This is a genomic window from Mesorhizobium sp. C089B, assembly GCF_030323125.1.
GTDB lineage: Bacteria > Pseudomonadota > Alphaproteobacteria > Rhizobiales > Rhizobiaceae > Mesorhizobium.
In genome coordinates this window covers 6157225-6172245 of sequence record NZ_CP100469.1, presented here as the reverse complement: position 1 = coordinate 6172245, position 15021 = coordinate 6157225, and the positions used below count along the sequence as shown (strand labels likewise).

The following is a 15021-nucleotide window of genomic DNA, read 5'->3' as shown; positions in this document are numbered from 1 at the left end:
GTATCGTTCGAATTTCATTGTCGACAGTCGGCAATCTATCGATGCGAAGATATCTGTCAATGGCTGTTCGGCAGATGCCGCCGAAACCGGCGATCGAGGACATTCCAGCTCAACCTGAGCACCTCAACGCAGCAGATGTAGATAAGCCCCGCCCAAAGATATGGGCTTAGTTCAAAGCTCCGCGCATAGACCAATCTGGCGGAACCCATCAGGTCATAGACGGCGACGATGGAGGCGACGGCGCTCGCCTTTACAAGAAGAACGAGTTCATTGCCGAGCGGTCTCACCGCGACGACCATCGCTTGCGGAATCAAGATGTCGACAAACGTGTTGTAGGGGGACAAACCGAGGGTCTGCGCCGCTTCGGTTTGCCCGCGCGCGACCAAGTTTATGGCGCCGCGGTAAATCTGGGCTTGATAGGCTGCGGTGTTCAGCGAAAACGTCAAGATCGTGCAGAAGAAGGGGTCTGCGAAGAGCCACCAGAGGCCGACATGGTCCAGGGCTGTGCGGAACTGGCCGCTTCCATAGTAGACCAGGAAAAGCTGTGCGAGCAGCGGCGTACCGCGGAAGAAGAGCAGGTATGAACTGGCTATGAGACGGATGGATGCACGACCACTGAGAAGCGCCATCGTCAGCGGAATCGCCGCAAGGAACCCCAGAAAGGCGGACACGGCCACGATCTTCAGGGTGACGGCAAAACCGGCCAGAAGCTGAGGGGCAAAATCGGGCAGGAACAAATTCAAGACGCGCTCCTGGCATATCCGCGAGAGAACCGTGCCTCGAGTACACCTGCGGTGCGTTCCGAGACCGTGGTCAACAGGAGATAGATGATGCAGGCGGCCCCGTAGAACGCGAACGGTTGCTTGGTGCTCGATACCGCCAGGCTGGTCGTCCGCATGAGGTCATTGAGCGCGATGATCGAGACCAATGATGTATCTTTCAACAATACAATCCACGTATTCGACAGGCCAGGCATCGCCGCCCGCAGCATCTGAGGTGCGATGACATCCTTGAATGTCTGAAAGCGATTAAGGCCGATCACCTGCGCGGCCTCGGCCTGGCCGCTGGCGATGGAGTTCAGCGCAGACCGGAAGACTTCCGCGGAGAAGGCTCCGAAAACGAGAGCCAGGGAGAATACGCCCGCTGCAAACGGGCTGATCTCGCCAAAGCCGTCAATCCCGATTTCGTCTGCGAACTGATTGAGCAGTTCCTGCGCTCCATAGTAGATCACGATCAGCGTCAGAAGCTCCGGCAAGCCGCGGAAGACTGTCGAGTAGACCGCCGCAACGGACCGCAGGCAAAGACTTTCCGACCTTGATGCCAAGGCCAGCACCAATCCAAGCAAGAGCCCTACCGGAAGCGTCGCAAGTGCCAGCCCAACGGTCAAAACCGTCCCCGACGCGATCTGTCCAGCCCAGTCCAATCTGAAACCTCATCTCACACGTCGCCGATATCTAGCATGGCGAACCTATTGTCCACTGTCGACAATATGGCTCTCAAACCCTTGTTTGAAAGTTTGACATCATGTGCCGTCCGATTGGGGTCTACTGGGAGCCCAAGTCTGGGGAACGTTCGTCTCGGCGGTTGGATGTATTGCAAGGACATATCGGCTTGCCTGGCTCACCTCTCATACTCCGCGGAATGCACAATGTTGGCGCGGCGGCCAACGGCATCCTCCCATTTGCCGGCTGACGGCGACGGCGGCTTCATCCTTCGGGCTAAGTCGCCGTCGCAGCCACTGGAACCAAAGGTCGAATGAAGGATGCCCTCCACAGACGCTATCGAGATCCTATCCAAGCTGGTGGGATTTAAGTCGCTATCGGGTCAATCCAACCACGACATCGCGGACTATGTCGAAACGTTCGCCAGATCCCTGGGGGCGACCATCCAAAGGTTCCCCTCAGCCGATGGCACCCGAACCAGCCTGCTCATGACGCTCGGACCAATGGTTCCGGGCGGAATTGTCCTGTCGGGCCATATGGACGTGGTTCCCGCGGGGAACCAGCCCTGGACTTCCGACCCATTCGCGTTGCGGCAGGCGGATAAACGCCTCTACGGGCGTGGTGCGGTGGACATGAAAGGCTTCCTCGCCCTTGCCCTCTCGCTTGCCGCGACCATGCCCATTGCCGAGCTCACCAAGCCGCTCCACCTTGCGTTTTCTTATGACGAAGAAATCTCCTGTGAAGGGGTAAAACCGATCGTGCGCCATATCGCCAAGTCGGTTCCGAAGCCTCTCGCGGTCATCGTCGGCGAACCCACCGAAATGCAGGTTGTAGGCGCGCACAAAGGCGCGCTCGATTGGACGATCGAGGTTCTCGGCAAGGCGGCCCACTCAAGTCTTCCGCATCTGGGCGCGAATGCCATTCACGCGGCCGCCCGCCTGGTTTGCGAGGTGGAGGAGATTGCCAGGGAGCTTGAGAAGCAGCCGTCACCGAATGCCGAGCTCTACGACGTGCCGCATCCCACTGTCACTGTCGGAGTCATCGAAGGAGGCACCGCTGGAAACGTCATCCCAGCGCGGTGCAGCTTCCAGATGGAGGCCCGAACAGTGGAGCAGGGCCAGGCTGCAACTATCCTTGCCCGGATTTCAAACCTTGCGCGCGATGTTGTGCTTCCTGGGCTGTGCGCGACTGCTCCCGGTTGTGAGATCAAGATCACGGAGCGTTTCGATATTCCGCCACTTGTCAGAGAGGCCTCCAGTGTTGCGGAACAGCTCGTCAGCCGCTTCAGTTCCTCGCCGGATGTGAAGGCCGTGTCGTATGCAACCGAAGCCGGCTTCTTCCAGGCCGCGGGGCTTTCCACAGTGGTCTTTGGGCCAGGGAGCATATCACAGGCTCATCAGGTCGACGAGTTTATCGACAAAGAGCAATTCAGGGAGGGAGAAAGAGTGCTGGCGCTGATCGCCAAAACCCTCTTCTGACGTGGTTCAATTCGCCTCCTGGTTTGCAAGTTGCCGCGACTCGCTGAGGAGATCATCTCGAAACGTCGAGACGAGGACAGAGGGAGCGTTGCTCTCCCGAGACACGATGTACACCGGCCAATCCACGCTGAATCGTTCCGGATTGATCTTTCGCAGTATGCCCAGGTCAACCCATGCCGCAGAGTACTGATCCGGAAGATAGCCGATATGGAGACCCGTCAAGATGAATTCGAGGGTCGCTTCGACGTGCATCGAAACGACGGTTGAGTTCCAATTGGTTTCAACCATTTCCTGTTGCCGCGTTACAAACCCTCGCCGGACGAAATCGACTTGACGAAGGTCATCATCGCTAAGCGCACTTGCCGAACGATCGAAAAGTGGATGCTTCGAACCACAGTAAAGCGATATTCTTTCGGAGTAGGCCTGCTCATACTTCAAGCCATTCAGCGGGCTTCGGCTTCCGGTAAGACCAAGATCGCAACGACCGTCATAGACACCCCGCTCGACATCGTTGGACGGCACAACATTCATGGTTATCTCAACGCCATTCGAACGCTCTCGAAATCGCCGAAGCGCACCAACCAAGGGGTTCAGCCGATCGCTGGCTATGTTTTCCATCTGCCATATCGTCAGTTCGCCCATGAGTTGCCCCTTGGAACCGGCAACCGTTGTTCTGAAACTGTTGATCTCGCTAAAGAGCCGCAGGGTGGCCTCATACACAACCTGTCCCTGTGGCGTCAGCGAGAACCCGCTAGGACCGCGAACACAAAGCTTCAGGCCAAAGCGCGTCTCCAAATCTGCTATGTGGATTGAGATCGTTGATCGACCCAGACCTAGCGTTTCCTCTGCGGCCGCGAAACCATTGCATTCGGTCACCGCCTTGAAGACCCGAAGGAGCCGGATATCAACCTTGTCCAGGGGTGGGATTTCTACGCGCATACTCCGCCTTTCGACCGTGCCTCCGCCGTTTCAGGATAATCCCGCACGACTTGATGGGGTGATGCCAGCCCCATAAATCACAGTTATCGCGAGAGGACCATTTCGCATTGACTAGATCGGACTTATGTGAGACGAAATATTGTCGACAGAAGACAGTCGTCAAAAAACAGCGATGGGGAACGTCAATGAAACTGCTTAAGGGACTCGCTCTCGCGGGCGTAATCGCCATGTCTGCAAGCTGGAACGCCGCTGATGCGGCGGAAAAAATTTCGGTCGCGCACTCGACCTGGATCGGTTACGGCGCGCTCTACATCGCCAAGGAAAAGGGCTTCTTTGAAAAGGCAGGACTGGATGTAAACCTGCAGATCATCGAGGCATCTTCAGACGCCATCGCCGCAATGCAGGGCGGTCAGATCAACATCGTCGCCTCGACGATGGACAACTTCGCGCTGTTTACCGGAAATGGAGCTGACCTCGAGGTTCTGACCGCGCTCGACGAGTCGGCCGGCGGCGACGGAATTGTCGCGAAGAAAGAGATAGCTACCGTCGCCGACCTGAAGGGCAAATCAGTCGGTGTCCAGAAAGGCTCGGTCTCGCAGTTCCTTCTCGCGCAGGCGCTTAACAAGGCCGGATTGAAGCTCGAAGACGTCCATGTCATCGACATGAAGTCGGGTGACGCCGGCGCAGCGTTCGTTGCGGGGAGCGTCGATGCAGCCGTGACGTGGCAGCCCTGGCTTTCCAAGGCCGCAGCCACCGACTTCGGCAAAATTCTGGCCGACACCAGCACGATGCCCGGCCTGATCGTCGACGCGCTCGCCGCGAAGTCAGACTATGCCAACGGGCACAAGACGGAGATGAAGGCTTTCGTCGACGCCTACTTCGAAGGCATCGCTTTCATGGGGACGAACCCGGCAGAGGCGCATGAGATCATTGCTCGAAATCTGAAAATGAGCACCGAGACACTCGAGGGCACGCTGAAGGACGTTCGCTTCTTTACCAAACAGGACAACGTGGCGTTCTTCTCCGGCGATCGCAGCCCGGCCTTTGCACTCGTGTCCCAGGCGGGCGGGTTCTATCAGAAAATCGGCGTGCTGCGCTCGACGCCGGACGCGGCAAAGGTCGTCGGCATCGCCGGCGAACTGGCAAAGTGAGCTTGGAGGGACGATGCGGACTTCCCAAGCGCTTCCAATGAAAAGCGAACTCAAAACGGCGGGCGTCTCTGAGATACGCCCAGGCTTCCTCACCAAGGTGCGGACATATTTGAGACCAAGGGCAATCCTGCCTGCAAGCGAGCGGATGACGATTTCCGTCGTTGGCGTACTGGCCTTTTTTCTGCTGTGGTTGCTTGTCACCGAGGCCGGTTGGATTCAACCCTTCTTCCTTCCCAGCCCCATCGCAGTCGCCAGTCGTCTGGCCAACATGGTCGTGAGCGGTGGCTATTTGGAGGATGTCTGGGCAAGCTCTTACCGTGTATTCGGCGGATTTTTTATCGCGGCGGTAGTGGCCGTGCCGATCGGCATCCTCATCGGGAATTTCCCGTTCTTCCGTTCGCTTCTCGAGCCGTTGCTCAGCACCGCGCGCTATTTGCCTGCAACGGCCTTCGTGCCGCTGATGATCATCTGGCTTGGGATCAACGAATCGCAGAAAATCTCGATCGTCTTCATGGGCACGTTCTTCCCGCTCGCCCTGTTCATCGCGAGCATTTCGGAAGGCGTCTCAAGTGACCTTATGAACAGTGCCTACTCGCTTGGAGCGAGTTCGCGACAGGTGTTTTTCAAGGTTCTGCTGCCCGCCTGCGTTCCGGCAATCGTGGATGCGCTGCGCATTACGGCGGGCATCGCCTGGACCTATGTCATCGTTGCGGAACTCGTCGGAGCAGACAAGGGAATGGGGATCGCCATCCTGCAATCCCAGCGCTTTCTTCTGACGGATCAGGTCATCGCCGGCATCGTGGCCGTCGGCATCCTGGGCGTCTTGACCGACCTCGCATTCCGCTATGCGCACCGCAAGTTTTTCCCCTACATTTACTGAGGACCACCATGACACGCGTTCTTGTCGACAACGTCAGCGTGGAATTCGCTCGGCATCGGGAAGCTCCGCAGATAGCGCTGACGAATACCAATCTGGAAATCGAGCAAGGCGAGTTCGTCTGCCTTCTCGGGCCATCCGGATGCGGAAAATCCACTTTGCTCAATGTTGTGGGCGGGCTGGTGGAAGCTTCGACTGGATCGATCAAGGTCGATGGACGACCCGTTGCCCAACCGGGCCCGGATCGCGGAATGGTCTTCCAGAACTATTCGCTCTATCCTTGGCTTACAGTGAGACAGAACATCGAGTTCGGCCCGAAACTAAATCGCTGGCCGAAGGCCAAGGTCTCTCAAATCGCCAATGAACTCATTGAGATTGTGGGTCTCAAGGAATACGCGGACCAGTTTCCAAAAGTCCTGTCGGGCGGCATGAAGCAACGCGTGGCGATCGCCCGCGCGCTGGCGATGGAGCCTGGCGTTCTGTTGATGGATGAGCCGTTCGGGGCGCTCGACGCGCAGACGCGCTCTCGGATGCAGGAACTGCTGCTCGACATCTGGTCTCGTAAGCGGACCACCGTGATCTTCGTGACCCATGACATCGAGGAAGCCGTCTATCTCGCGGATCGCGTGCTGGTCATGAGCGCACGCCCCGGCAGGATCATCGAAGACTTCAGGATTGAACTGCCGAGGCCGCGGGTCCCCGACATCGTCGCGAGCGAGGAATTCACCCGTTACCGCAAACACATGCTCCACCTGCTGAGGCATTGACGCGCTGATCTCAATTTGCGGCCGCTTGACCCCACTGGCCGACAAGAAAGGAATGAAATGTCGAACGAATTCAATCCCGTAGATTCATCCGTAACCCCGCGATACGCCGAGATCGCAACGTTCATGCGCGCCGCCCGGTCGGAAATTTCGCCTTCCATCGACATCGCTCTGGTCGGTGTCCCCCTGGATCTCGGTGCGACGTATCGGTCTGGTGCGAGACAGGGACCGGCGGGCGTTCGCGAAGCCTCGCGCCTGATCCGACAGGTCAATCCGACCACCGGCGTCGCGCCATACCGCATCGCGAATATCGCCGATATCGGCGACGCGCCAACCCATCCACTCAGCGTCGAGAAAAGCGTCGAGCACATCGAACAGTTCTTCCAGCGCGTCCACGAAGCTGGTGCCGTTCCGATCTCAGTGGGCGGAGACCACACGGTCCCGCTTCCAATTGTCAGGGCGATCGCGAAGGACGGCCCGGTCGGCCTGATCCAGATCGACTCGCATTCCGATACCTTCGACGAATTCATGGGAACGAAGTACAACCACGCCACCTTCGTCCGTCGTGCGGTGGAAGAAGGCCTTCTTGATCCCAAGCGGATCGTCCAGATCGGTCTGCGAGGCACCCGCTACGGCGACGACGACATCGTCTATGGTGGTCAGGTCGGCATCCGAATGATCACGATGGACGAGTACGAGACGATGGGCCGCGCAGCGGTCATCGAGGAGATCAAACGCGTAATCGGCGCCGGCCGGACTTACTTCTCGATCGACATCGACGGTCTGGACCCGAAGGACGCACCCGGCACGGGTGTCCCTGAGCCAGGCGGCATCATGATGCGGGACGCCCAAATGGTCCTGCGGTCGCTCAATGGCATCGATTTGATCGGCGGTGACATCTGCGAAGTCGTGCCGTCGCTGGATCCGACCGGGATCACCTGTATCAACGCCGCGAACCTGATGTTCGAGCTCACGTGCCTGGCGGCGGTAGCCCACTTGAACCGCACGACGAAACAGGCCTGATCGGCCCGAACAGAACAAACGTAAGGGAGGACATCATGTCAGGCCAAGCCGCGTTGCGCGAACTCGCAAACAAGTACTTCGACGCGCTGTATTTCGGGAAGGCGGACCTCTTCGCTGAGGTGTTTCATCCCGCAGCGATGCTCTACTGCTTCACGGAAGCGGAACCCGTAATCATGGGCGTAGACAAGTACCTCGAGATCGTGCGGGGCCGTGTTTCACCGGCTTCCCGCAACGATCCGAGGCGAGACGAGGTCGTTGCAATCGAGATCGCCAGCCTCACGACAGCTCATCTTCGGGTCAAGGAGATTTTCATTCCGAAGAACTTCGTGGACGAACTGACCTGCGTCAAAACCGCCGCCGGATGGAAGATCGTCTCGAAGGTTTGGCACTTCACTTTGGATGCGCAATGATTGCGAGAATGGAATAGCAAAATGACATCCGTGAACGACAAGGAACTTCACACAAGTGCCGAAATTTTCGACGCCTTCATCGAGCGGTCCTGGCGGTCGAATGCTGAGCGGCAGAAGGCGAAAGGCGCTGAATTCGTCATCGGCAAACGCGAAGGCGTTTACATGTGGGACATCGAAGGCAAGCGGCGTCTGATCGACTGCGGCACCGGCGGCGGCGTGCACGCCTTGGGACATCGCCATCCAGAGATCCTGGCTGCGCTGCGGCAGGCTCTCGACGACGGCCGGGACACCGGGCTTTGGTCGGTACCCAATGCCAAATATTTGGAACTCCAGGACAAGCTGGCGGCGCTCGCGCCCAAGGCCCATCTGAATCGGAGCGTGATTACGCTTTGCTCCACTCTTTCGGTCGATCTGGCCACAATGTTCGCGTTCCGCGTGACCAAGCGCCAGAAGATGCTTGCCTACAGATATGGATATCACGGCCATACAGGATTCGCGGCTATCGTCACGGGCTCGCCCGAAGAAGGGATCATCGACCACTATAATCTTCCCTCGCACGCGAACTTTCTCGAGCGGTTCGGCGATATCGAGGAACTCGACCGGCTTCTTACCTCCGAGATCGCGGCCTTCATCATCGAGCCGATGGACTACGAGACCTTCGAGGCGGCTTCCAAGGACTACTTCACCCAGGCGTCCCGCCTTTGCAAAGAGCGCGGAGTGTTGTTCGTCGTGGACGAAACACGCACCGGTTTGGGTCGATCGGGGACACTGTGGGCTTCGGAGCAGTATGACATCGATCCGGACATGATGATCACCGGCAAGGGCTTGTCGGGGGGCCTGTATCCAGCGAGTGCCGTATTGATGCGGGCGGAGATCTACGAGCAGTGCATGAATCAGCATCGGTTCGCGTATATCTCCAGCCTCGGCGGCAACGAGATTAGCTGTGTTGTCGCGGCGAAGGTGCTTGACGTCGCCTCCAGTCCGGCTTTGTTGGAGAACGTCCGCAAAGTTGGAGCGTACCTCCACAACGCCTTCCAAGCGCTCTGCTCGAAACACTCCGACGTTCTCAAGGGCGTTACATCCTTCGGGCTCGCCGTCTCGGTTCAAGTTGCCAACCGGGATGTGGGGCGTGAACTCTACAGGAAGATTCTCGCCGATGGCGTTTTATGCCACAGCGTCGCGGAGATCGATCCGCCCGGTCTGAAGTTCTTTCCTCCACTGGTGCTTACCGAAGCGGAGGCAGACCAGATCGTTGATGCTCTCGACCGCGCTGGCTCTTCACTGCGCAAGTCTGTGAAGTCTGCCGCGTAATCCGCCCACCCTCCCTGGCGAAGAGCCGGGGAGGTTCTCCACACTGGAAAACGGAGCGAATCAGTACTGTGCACGGTTTCGTATTCTTTTTCCGCAAGTTCCGCTAAGTTGCCTGCGCTGATGCTGGACCGAATTCGGTAGGCTGCGCCAACCATGAAGAGAGGCCCACCATGGGTGTCGTGAAACAAGATGAAACCAACGGTTTGGTGATCCAGCGTAATTCGGTTGCTGACCAGGTGTACTTCGACCTCCGTGCCAAACTTCTTTCAGGACAGATCGCCCAGGGGGAGCGCATCGTCGAAGCCAGCATCGCCAAATCTCTCGGCATCAGCCGCGCGCCGATCCGCGAAGCCGTCAACCGCCTGACCGAAGCCGGGCTTCTTGAGAGCCGCACCCATTACGGGACCTCGGTCATCCAGATGAGTGCGGAGAAAATTCGCGAATTGTATGTCGTGAGGAATGCCATCGAGGCGTTGGCGATCAGGGCGGTGGCCGAGCGCCATACTTCCGAAGACATCAAGAAGCTGCGCAAGCTCATCAAAACGATGTCGAATTTTGCGAAGAATCGCGATTTGCCTGGCTTGGTCGACGCAGAACTCGAATTCCACGAAGCTCTCTGGCGGATGGCCAAGAACCCGTACATCGAAAAGGTCGCCGGACTTCTGTTCGACCATCTTCGCCTCGCGCTTACGATCGACAATGCCGGTTACAAGAACCTCATGGACGTGGCGCAGGAGCACGAGCCTCTCGTGCAAGCGATAGAAAGCGGCGACCCAGATAAGGCGGCCGCAGCGCTCGCTGAGCACATAATGACTTCACTGGACGCCTTTGCTTCCACGAAATAGGTCAACGCGGCCGCACGGCAGCATCACGAGTTCAGCCCAAAACTTCCCCGTAATCCCGACATGAGGCCGTTCCTAAAGGCCGAAAATGTCGACAGTAGACAGAAGAGTACTTCATCATGCTCAGAAATTCAGTTGGTGCTGCTATTGACGAAGCGATCGACACTCCTGCGCTTATCGCGGCTTGCCAGAAGGTGGTACGGATCGAGAGCCTCACCGGCCAGGAGGCGAATGTCGCGAAGTTCGTCGCCGAAAAGATGATCGAGCTTTCCTTTGACGACGTGAAAATCGATGCGAACGGAAATGTCATCGGGACGGTTTTCGGTGACGGGACCGGGCCATCCGTCATGATCAACGGCCACATCGATCACGTCCCCGTTGGCGCTATGCAGAATCCGTTCTCCGGTGAGCTCGTGGACGCTTCCCGTTGGGGCGAAAGCGGTCAGGCCATTTTCGGCCGTGGATCGTGTGACATGAAGTGCAACGTCATGTCGGCCGTGTATGCGGTGGGTGCCCTGCAGCGCAGCGGCCTGAAGCCGGGCGGCGATGTGATCGTTGTCGCCGACGTCGAGGAAGAGACCGACTCTCCCAAGGGTGTGAAGTCCGTTATCGAAGGAGGCATTCGCGCGGACTACGGAATCTCCGTGGAATCGACGAGGGGACAGGTCTATCTCGGTCATCGCGGCAAGCTGGAGTTCGAGGTCTGCTTCCATGGGCGAACCTCCCACGCGTCGGAGCCGTCGAACGGCGTCAATGCGATCTACCTTTCGATGGCGTTCATCGGTGCTCTGGAGCAATACGCGTCAACACTGCCCGAAGACGACCTTCTTGGTCCTGCCACGGTTGTCGTGACCGGCATGCATTCCTTCCCGGACAATGGGACCGCCGTCGTACCAGACCTCGTGAAGATGAGGGTAGACCGTCGCTACATTCGGGGGAGGATGAAGAGAGCTGCCTTTCGGAAATCAGTCAAATCCTGACGGCTGCATACGGAGAAACCGATGGGGTCAAGTGGAGTGCGGAAGTCACCAACCACTATCCGTTGATGTTCACCCCACAAACCAGCCTGGTGGCTCAGGCTGCCATCGTCGCGGCGCTCGACGTCGACGACACCGCCCCGGCAATCTCGGCCTGGCGTTTCGGTGTGAACGGCACGTTCATGAACGCGGCCGGCATCCCCACGATCGGTCTTGGCCCCGGCGACGAGAAATGGGCGCACACACCGGAGGAACACATCGGGACGGCAGACCTCGTCAATTCCGCGCGCAAGATTGCCAGGACCGTCATGGCTCTGACCAAAGGCGGGGAGGCCTGATATGGGTGACGACAAGCAAGTCGTCGAGACGACGGTGGCCGACGCCATCCTTCGTCTCATGGAATCCTATGGGATCGACACGATTTTCTCCATTCCCGGAGTCCACACCGTCGACTTCTATAAATCTCTACCCGAACGGCGGATCAGGCACGTCACGCCTCGGCATGAGCAGGGTGGCGCGTTTATGGCGTACGGCTACGCGTTCGCGACCGGCCGGCCGGCTGCGTGCATGCTCATAACCGGCCCCGGCGTGCTCAATGCTGCCACCGGTATTGCCGAAGCCTATTCGGACTCCATTCCGGTGTTCGTGATCGCCGCGAACAACTTGCGCGGAGAAATCGGAGTGGGTCGCGGCGCCCTGCACGAGACCAAGTCGCAGTCCGCAGTCCAAGAGCAGATTGCTGCTTTCACGCATACTTTGCTCGAGCCTTCAAACATCGAGGAGGTTTTCCACCGGGCCATGTCGTCGATGGAGGTGTCGCGTCCGCGGCCGGCCTTGATCGAAGTTCCGAGAGACCTCCTCAGTTCGAAGGTGGCGGTGCCCGTTGAGCAAGCTCTCCAACTGTATAGGCCCGGGCCGCACCCGGATGTGATCAGCCGAGTCTCCTCGATGCTGGTGGGCGCCAAGCGCCCCATCATGATCGTCGGCGGAGGCGCTCGCAGCGCGAGCCGAGAAGTCCTGGCGCTCGCGGAGGAACTTGGCATTCCCGTGGTGACGACGAACACCGGTAAGGGAATCCTGCCGGAAACCCATCCCCTTTCCCTCGGCTCAAGCCTTCCTTTCCCTCCGATGCATCGCGCAATCGAGGATGCCGACGTCGTGCTGGCAGTCGGAACAGAACTCAGTGAGACGGATCTGCTCTACACCTGCAAGAGTTACCGGATAAATGGCGCGCTAATCAGGATCGACATCGATCCGCGGCAGTTGACCATGAACTATCTCCCACGCGTCGCCATGCTCTCCGACGCCAAGGTCGCGCTCCAGGCGATAATCGACGGATGCGGCGATGGCGACGCGGATCAGAGAGAAATCGCTCGGCGACGGGTCGCGGACATCCGGACGTCGGTGGAGAAAGACGCCGGTTGGTCCTCGGAGTCTCACAAGCACAAGCCGATCTTGGGAGCCATAGCGGCAGCGCTTGATCCGAATGCCGTCATCTGCGCCGACTCCACTCAACTTGCTTACACAGGCAATCATTTCTTCCCCTCGAAAGAGCCTGGCACATGGCTGTTCCCGAACGGGTACGGCACGCTCGGAAGCGCCCTTCCAGCCGCTATCGGAGCGAAGATTGGCTGCCCGGATCGTCAGGTGGTCGCGATCGTCGGCGACGGCAGCTTCCTCTACACGATCGAGGAACTCACCTCAGCAGTTGAGAATGAAGTCAGCCTTCCCGTTATTCTCTGGAACAACCGAGCATATGGCGAAATACGAGATGCCATGATTGCGTCGGACATCCCCACGGTGGGCGTAGATCTCTACACGCCCGACTTCCAGATGATTGCGACGGGTTTCGGATGCCATGCCGTTCAAATTGAATCACTCATACAGCTCACCCATGAACTCAAGGAAGCTTTCAAAAGAAACAGACCGACCCTGCTCCAGATAGACAATGACGCGGCAATGTTTTCAGGCGCAGGCGTGTCATGAACAACGAGACCCTTGAGGCTGGACTTCGGCAGGTCGTGGGCGAGTCGAATGTCATTGCCGGGCCGCCAGGTGGCCCAGCGCTTGTCGTCAGACCCGGGACCACCAAGGCAGTGGCGGAGTGCCTGAAGCTCTTTCATGAGCAACAGGCTCCAGTGGTTACGCTGGGCGGGCTCACCGGGCTCGTGCATGGCACCCACACCCCATCGCACTACTTCGGAATTTCCACCGAGAGGCTAAATCGGATCGAGAGCTTCGACCCGAGCACGCGCCTGGTTGTGGTGGGGCAGGAACGAAGTTGGAGGCGGTCCATGATTTCGCTGCGGACCACGATCTACGATATGGGGTCGATCTCGGCGCTCGGGGTAGCTGCACCATCGGCGGAAATATCGCCACGAACGCGGGCGGGAACTCCGTCATCCGCTTCGGCATGACCCGATCCAACGTTGTCGGCATTGAGGTGGTCCTTTCCGATGGGGCGATACTTACCGATCTGCGGGGTTTGCCTAAGAACAACGCAGGTTACGACCTGAAGCAGATATTCATCGGCTCCGAGGGAACTCTGGGTGTTGTGACCAAAGCGTTGCTGAAGCTCAGCCGTCGACCGGCCGGCACGGCAAGTGTTCTGTTGGCACTCAACCACCTGAACAGCGCCCTCGTGGTGATGGAGGCACTAGAGCGTGCCTGCTGCCATTCTTTATTGGCGTTGGAAATCATGTGGAACCGCTATTTCGAGAAAGTGAGCACCGCACTGTCGGCAGAGACGCCTCCGCTTCCACCGGGTCATCCCGTTTATTTGCTCGCCCAGGTCGAGGGCATGGATAGCAGCGAACAGGCAGTCGACAGTTTGGTCGGAGCTTTGGAGGGCATCGACGACATTATCGACAGCGCGTTGGCGACAACACCGGTCCAGGAGCGCCGTCTCTGGTCGATCCGTGATGGGTCCGATGTCATCGAGCGAGCCCATAAACATGTGCTTTCCTTCGACGTCAGCATGCGGCCACATAAGTATGCCGCTTACATCGCAGACGTCGAAGCGCGCCTCAAAGCCCGAATATCAGACGCCGTCGCCTACTATTTTGGGCATCTCGCGGACGGCAACATTCATTTCATGATCGGACACGACGGGTCTTTGTCCGACGCGACACGCCTTATCGAGGAATGCGTCTATGACGCCTTGGCGTCGTACGAACCGTCTTCGATTTCTGCCGAACATGGGATCGGCCGAGAGAAGGCGGCCCATCTTTGGCGATCGCGATCAACGGCCGAAATCGCAGCGATGAACCGCATCCGCGCTGCTCTCGATCCTGCAGGAATTCTAAACCCGCATATATCGTACGAACCCAAGTCTCTTGATGCTCAATACGCATCAGCTCGTTAACGGGAGCAACAGCGTACAATATGCGCGCTACAGCCTGATATTTTTCCCGGCACAACGTGCGGACTTCATCTTTTGGATCTGCTCATCCCCCAGTCGTGAGGCAATGAATGTCGAGCAGGTTGGATGCCCTAACGGATTGTGACGAAGCGCGTCCGACTGGCCGCCGGGCGCAGCATTCCTGGTCGTACGTTGGCGGCAAGAGACGCATCACTCTCAATTTCCGAATCAGGTTCCATGAGGACCTTGCCAAGTCAGTCGCTGCTGGCTGGGACACCAACGTTGCCAGTCGACCGGTAATCAACATACAGATGCGGCGCCAGCATCGCCCGGCGACATCGTTCAGGGTAAGGCCGATTTATCGAGACCCGGCCAAGCCCGGGCTGAGCTTAGCATCGGCATGCTGCTCATTTGCAGGTCGACAGCCCAAGATATTGATCCCATTC

General features: G+C 58.3%; 15 protein-coding genes and 1 pseudogene. 13 read left to right on the top strand and 3 right to left on the bottom strand.

Going from position 1 to position 15021, the window contains the following annotated elements; genetic code table 11:
* Positions 1–56 precede the first annotated feature (56 nt).
* Together NLY44_RS30145 and NLY44_RS30140 are read right to left on the bottom strand one after the other, a co-directional pair.
* The gene (locus NLY44_RS30145) at positions 57–743 is read right to left on the bottom strand and encodes an ABC transporter permease (RefSeq protein WP_023670591.1); all 687 of its coding nucleotides are present in this window, start codon (positions 741–743) and stop codon (positions 57–59) included.
* Positions 740–1423, bottom strand: a complete 684-nt coding sequence (locus NLY44_RS30140; RefSeq protein WP_023723365.1) for an ABC transporter permease — start codon at positions 1421–1423, stop codon at positions 740–742. Before NLY44_RS30140 ends, NLY44_RS30145 begins: the two co-directional genes overlap by 4 nt.
* Before the next feature lie 339 nt (positions 1424–1762).
* On the opposite strand from NLY44_RS30140, the gene argE reads away from it, so the two are divergent.
* Positions 1763–2920: an acetylornithine deacetylase gene (gene argE, locus NLY44_RS30135; RefSeq protein WP_023686789.1), complete on the top strand. Its 1158-nt coding sequence runs from the start codon at positions 1763–1765 to the stop codon at positions 2918–2920.
* A gap of 6 nt (positions 2921–2926) precedes the next feature.
* Here the strand turns inward: argE and NLY44_RS30130 are convergent, their stop codons facing one another.
* Positions 2927–3859, bottom strand: coding sequence for a LysR family transcriptional regulator (locus tag NLY44_RS30130; protein ID WP_023710153.1), 933 nt, complete (start codon positions 3857–3859; stop codon positions 2927–2929).
* Between the two features lie 185 nt (positions 3860–4044).
* Here NLY44_RS30130 and NLY44_RS30125 point away from each other — a divergent pair, with 185 nt between their 5' ends.
* From NLY44_RS30125 to NLY44_RS30075, 12 genes and pseudogenes are all read left to right on the top strand, one after another.
* Positions 4045–5010, top strand: coding sequence for an ABC transporter substrate-binding protein (locus tag NLY44_RS30125; protein ID WP_050587398.1), 966 nt, complete (start codon positions 4045–4047; stop codon positions 5008–5010).
* A gap of 37 nt (positions 5011–5047) precedes the next feature.
* Positions 5048–5890: an ABC transporter permease gene (locus tag NLY44_RS30120; protein ID WP_245262520.1), complete on the top strand. Its 843-nt coding sequence runs from the start codon at positions 5048–5050 to the stop codon at positions 5888–5890.
* 8 nt (positions 5891–5898) lie between these two features.
* Positions 5899–6654: an ABC transporter ATP-binding protein gene (locus NLY44_RS30115; RefSeq protein ID WP_023686785.1), complete on the top strand. Its 756-nt coding sequence runs from the start codon at positions 5899–5901 to the stop codon at positions 6652–6654.
* Positions 6655–6711: 57 nt separating this feature from the next.
* On the top strand, positions 6712–7674 hold the full coding sequence (locus NLY44_RS30110; RefSeq protein ID WP_023804510.1) for an agmatinase: 963 nt from the start codon (positions 6712–6714) through the stop codon (positions 7672–7674).
* Positions 7675–7709: 35 nt separating this feature from the next.
* Positions 7710–8084: a nuclear transport factor 2 family protein gene (locus NLY44_RS30105; protein ID WP_023686783.1), complete on the top strand. Its 375-nt coding sequence runs from the start codon at positions 7710–7712 to the stop codon at positions 8082–8084.
* A 21-nt stretch (positions 8085–8105) separates the two neighbouring features.
* Entirely contained in the window at positions 8106–9395 is a 1290-nt protein-coding gene (locus NLY44_RS30100) for a class-III pyridoxal-phosphate-dependent aminotransferase (protein ID WP_023804511.1), read from the top strand.
* Positions 9396–9565: 170 nt separating this feature from the next.
* Entirely contained in the window at positions 9566–10240 is a 675-nt protein-coding gene (locus NLY44_RS30095; RefSeq protein WP_023686781.1) for a GntR family transcriptional regulator, read from the top strand.
* 116 nt (positions 10241–10356) lie between these two features.
* Positions 10357–11217 carry a M20 family metallopeptidase gene (locus NLY44_RS30090; RefSeq protein ID WP_286456219.1) on the top strand — a complete coding sequence of 287 codons (861 nt, stop codon included), beginning with the start codon at positions 10357–10359 and terminating at the stop codon, positions 11215–11217.
* Positions 11218–11279: 62 nt separating this feature from the next.
* On the top strand, positions 11280–11552 hold the full coding sequence (locus tag NLY44_RS30085; RefSeq protein WP_286456217.1) for a hypothetical protein: 273 nt from the start codon (positions 11280–11282) through the stop codon (positions 11550–11552).
* A 1-nt stretch (position 11553) separates the two neighbouring features.
* On the top strand, positions 11554–13200 hold the full coding sequence (locus NLY44_RS30080) for a 5-guanidino-2-oxopentanoate decarboxylase (RefSeq protein WP_023686779.1): 1647 nt from the start codon (positions 11554–11556) through the stop codon (positions 13198–13200).
* Positions 13197–13627, top strand: a pseudogene (locus NLY44_RS33135) (FAD-binding oxidoreductase); the annotation flags it as partial. The gene NLY44_RS30080 and the pseudogene NLY44_RS33135, both read left to right, overlap by 4 nt.
* Complete coding sequence (locus NLY44_RS30075; RefSeq protein WP_353654473.1) at positions 13628–14578, top strand: FAD-binding oxidoreductase; 951 nt, start codon at positions 13628–13630, stop codon at positions 14576–14578.
* Positions 14579–15021: the final 443 nt, after the last annotated feature.

Excerpts from the sequence above, each read along its gene's own strand:
- argE (WP_023686789.1), top strand. The coding sequence starts at position 1,763 with ATGCCCTCCACAGACGCTATCGAGATCCTATCCAAGCTGGTGGGATTT.
- NLY44_RS30130 (WP_023710153.1), bottom strand. The coding sequence starts at position 3,859 with ATGCGCGTAGAAATCCCACCCCTGGACAAGGTTGATATCCGGCTCCTT.
- NLY44_RS30125 (WP_050587398.1), top strand. The coding sequence starts at position 4,045 with ATGAAACTGCTTAAGGGACTCGCTCTCGCGGGCGTAATCGCCATGTCT.
- NLY44_RS30120 (WP_245262520.1), top strand. The coding sequence starts at position 5,048 with ATGAAAAGCGAACTCAAAACGGCGGGCGTCTCTGAGATACGCCCAGGC.
- NLY44_RS30115 (WP_023686785.1), top strand. The coding sequence starts at position 5,899 with ATGACACGCGTTCTTGTCGACAACGTCAGCGTGGAATTCGCTCGGCAT.
- NLY44_RS30110 (WP_023804510.1), top strand. The coding sequence starts at position 6,712 with ATGTCGAACGAATTCAATCCCGTAGATTCATCCGTAACCCCGCGATAC.
- NLY44_RS30105 (WP_023686783.1), top strand. The coding sequence starts at position 7,710 with ATGTCAGGCCAAGCCGCGTTGCGCGAACTCGCAAACAAGTACTTCGAC.
- NLY44_RS30100 (WP_023804511.1), top strand. The coding sequence starts at position 8,106 with ATGACATCCGTGAACGACAAGGAACTTCACACAAGTGCCGAAATTTTC.
- NLY44_RS30095 (WP_023686781.1), top strand. The coding sequence starts at position 9,566 with ATGGGTGTCGTGAAACAAGATGAAACCAACGGTTTGGTGATCCAGCGT.
- NLY44_RS30090 (WP_286456219.1), top strand. The coding sequence starts at position 10,357 with ATGCTCAGAAATTCAGTTGGTGCTGCTATTGACGAAGCGATCGACACT.
- NLY44_RS30080 (WP_023686779.1), top strand. The coding sequence starts at position 11,554 with ATGGGTGACGACAAGCAAGTCGTCGAGACGACGGTGGCCGACGCCATC.
- NLY44_RS30075 (WP_353654473.1), top strand. The coding sequence starts at position 13,628 with ATGACCCGATCCAACGTTGTCGGCATTGAGGTGGTCCTTTCCGATGGG.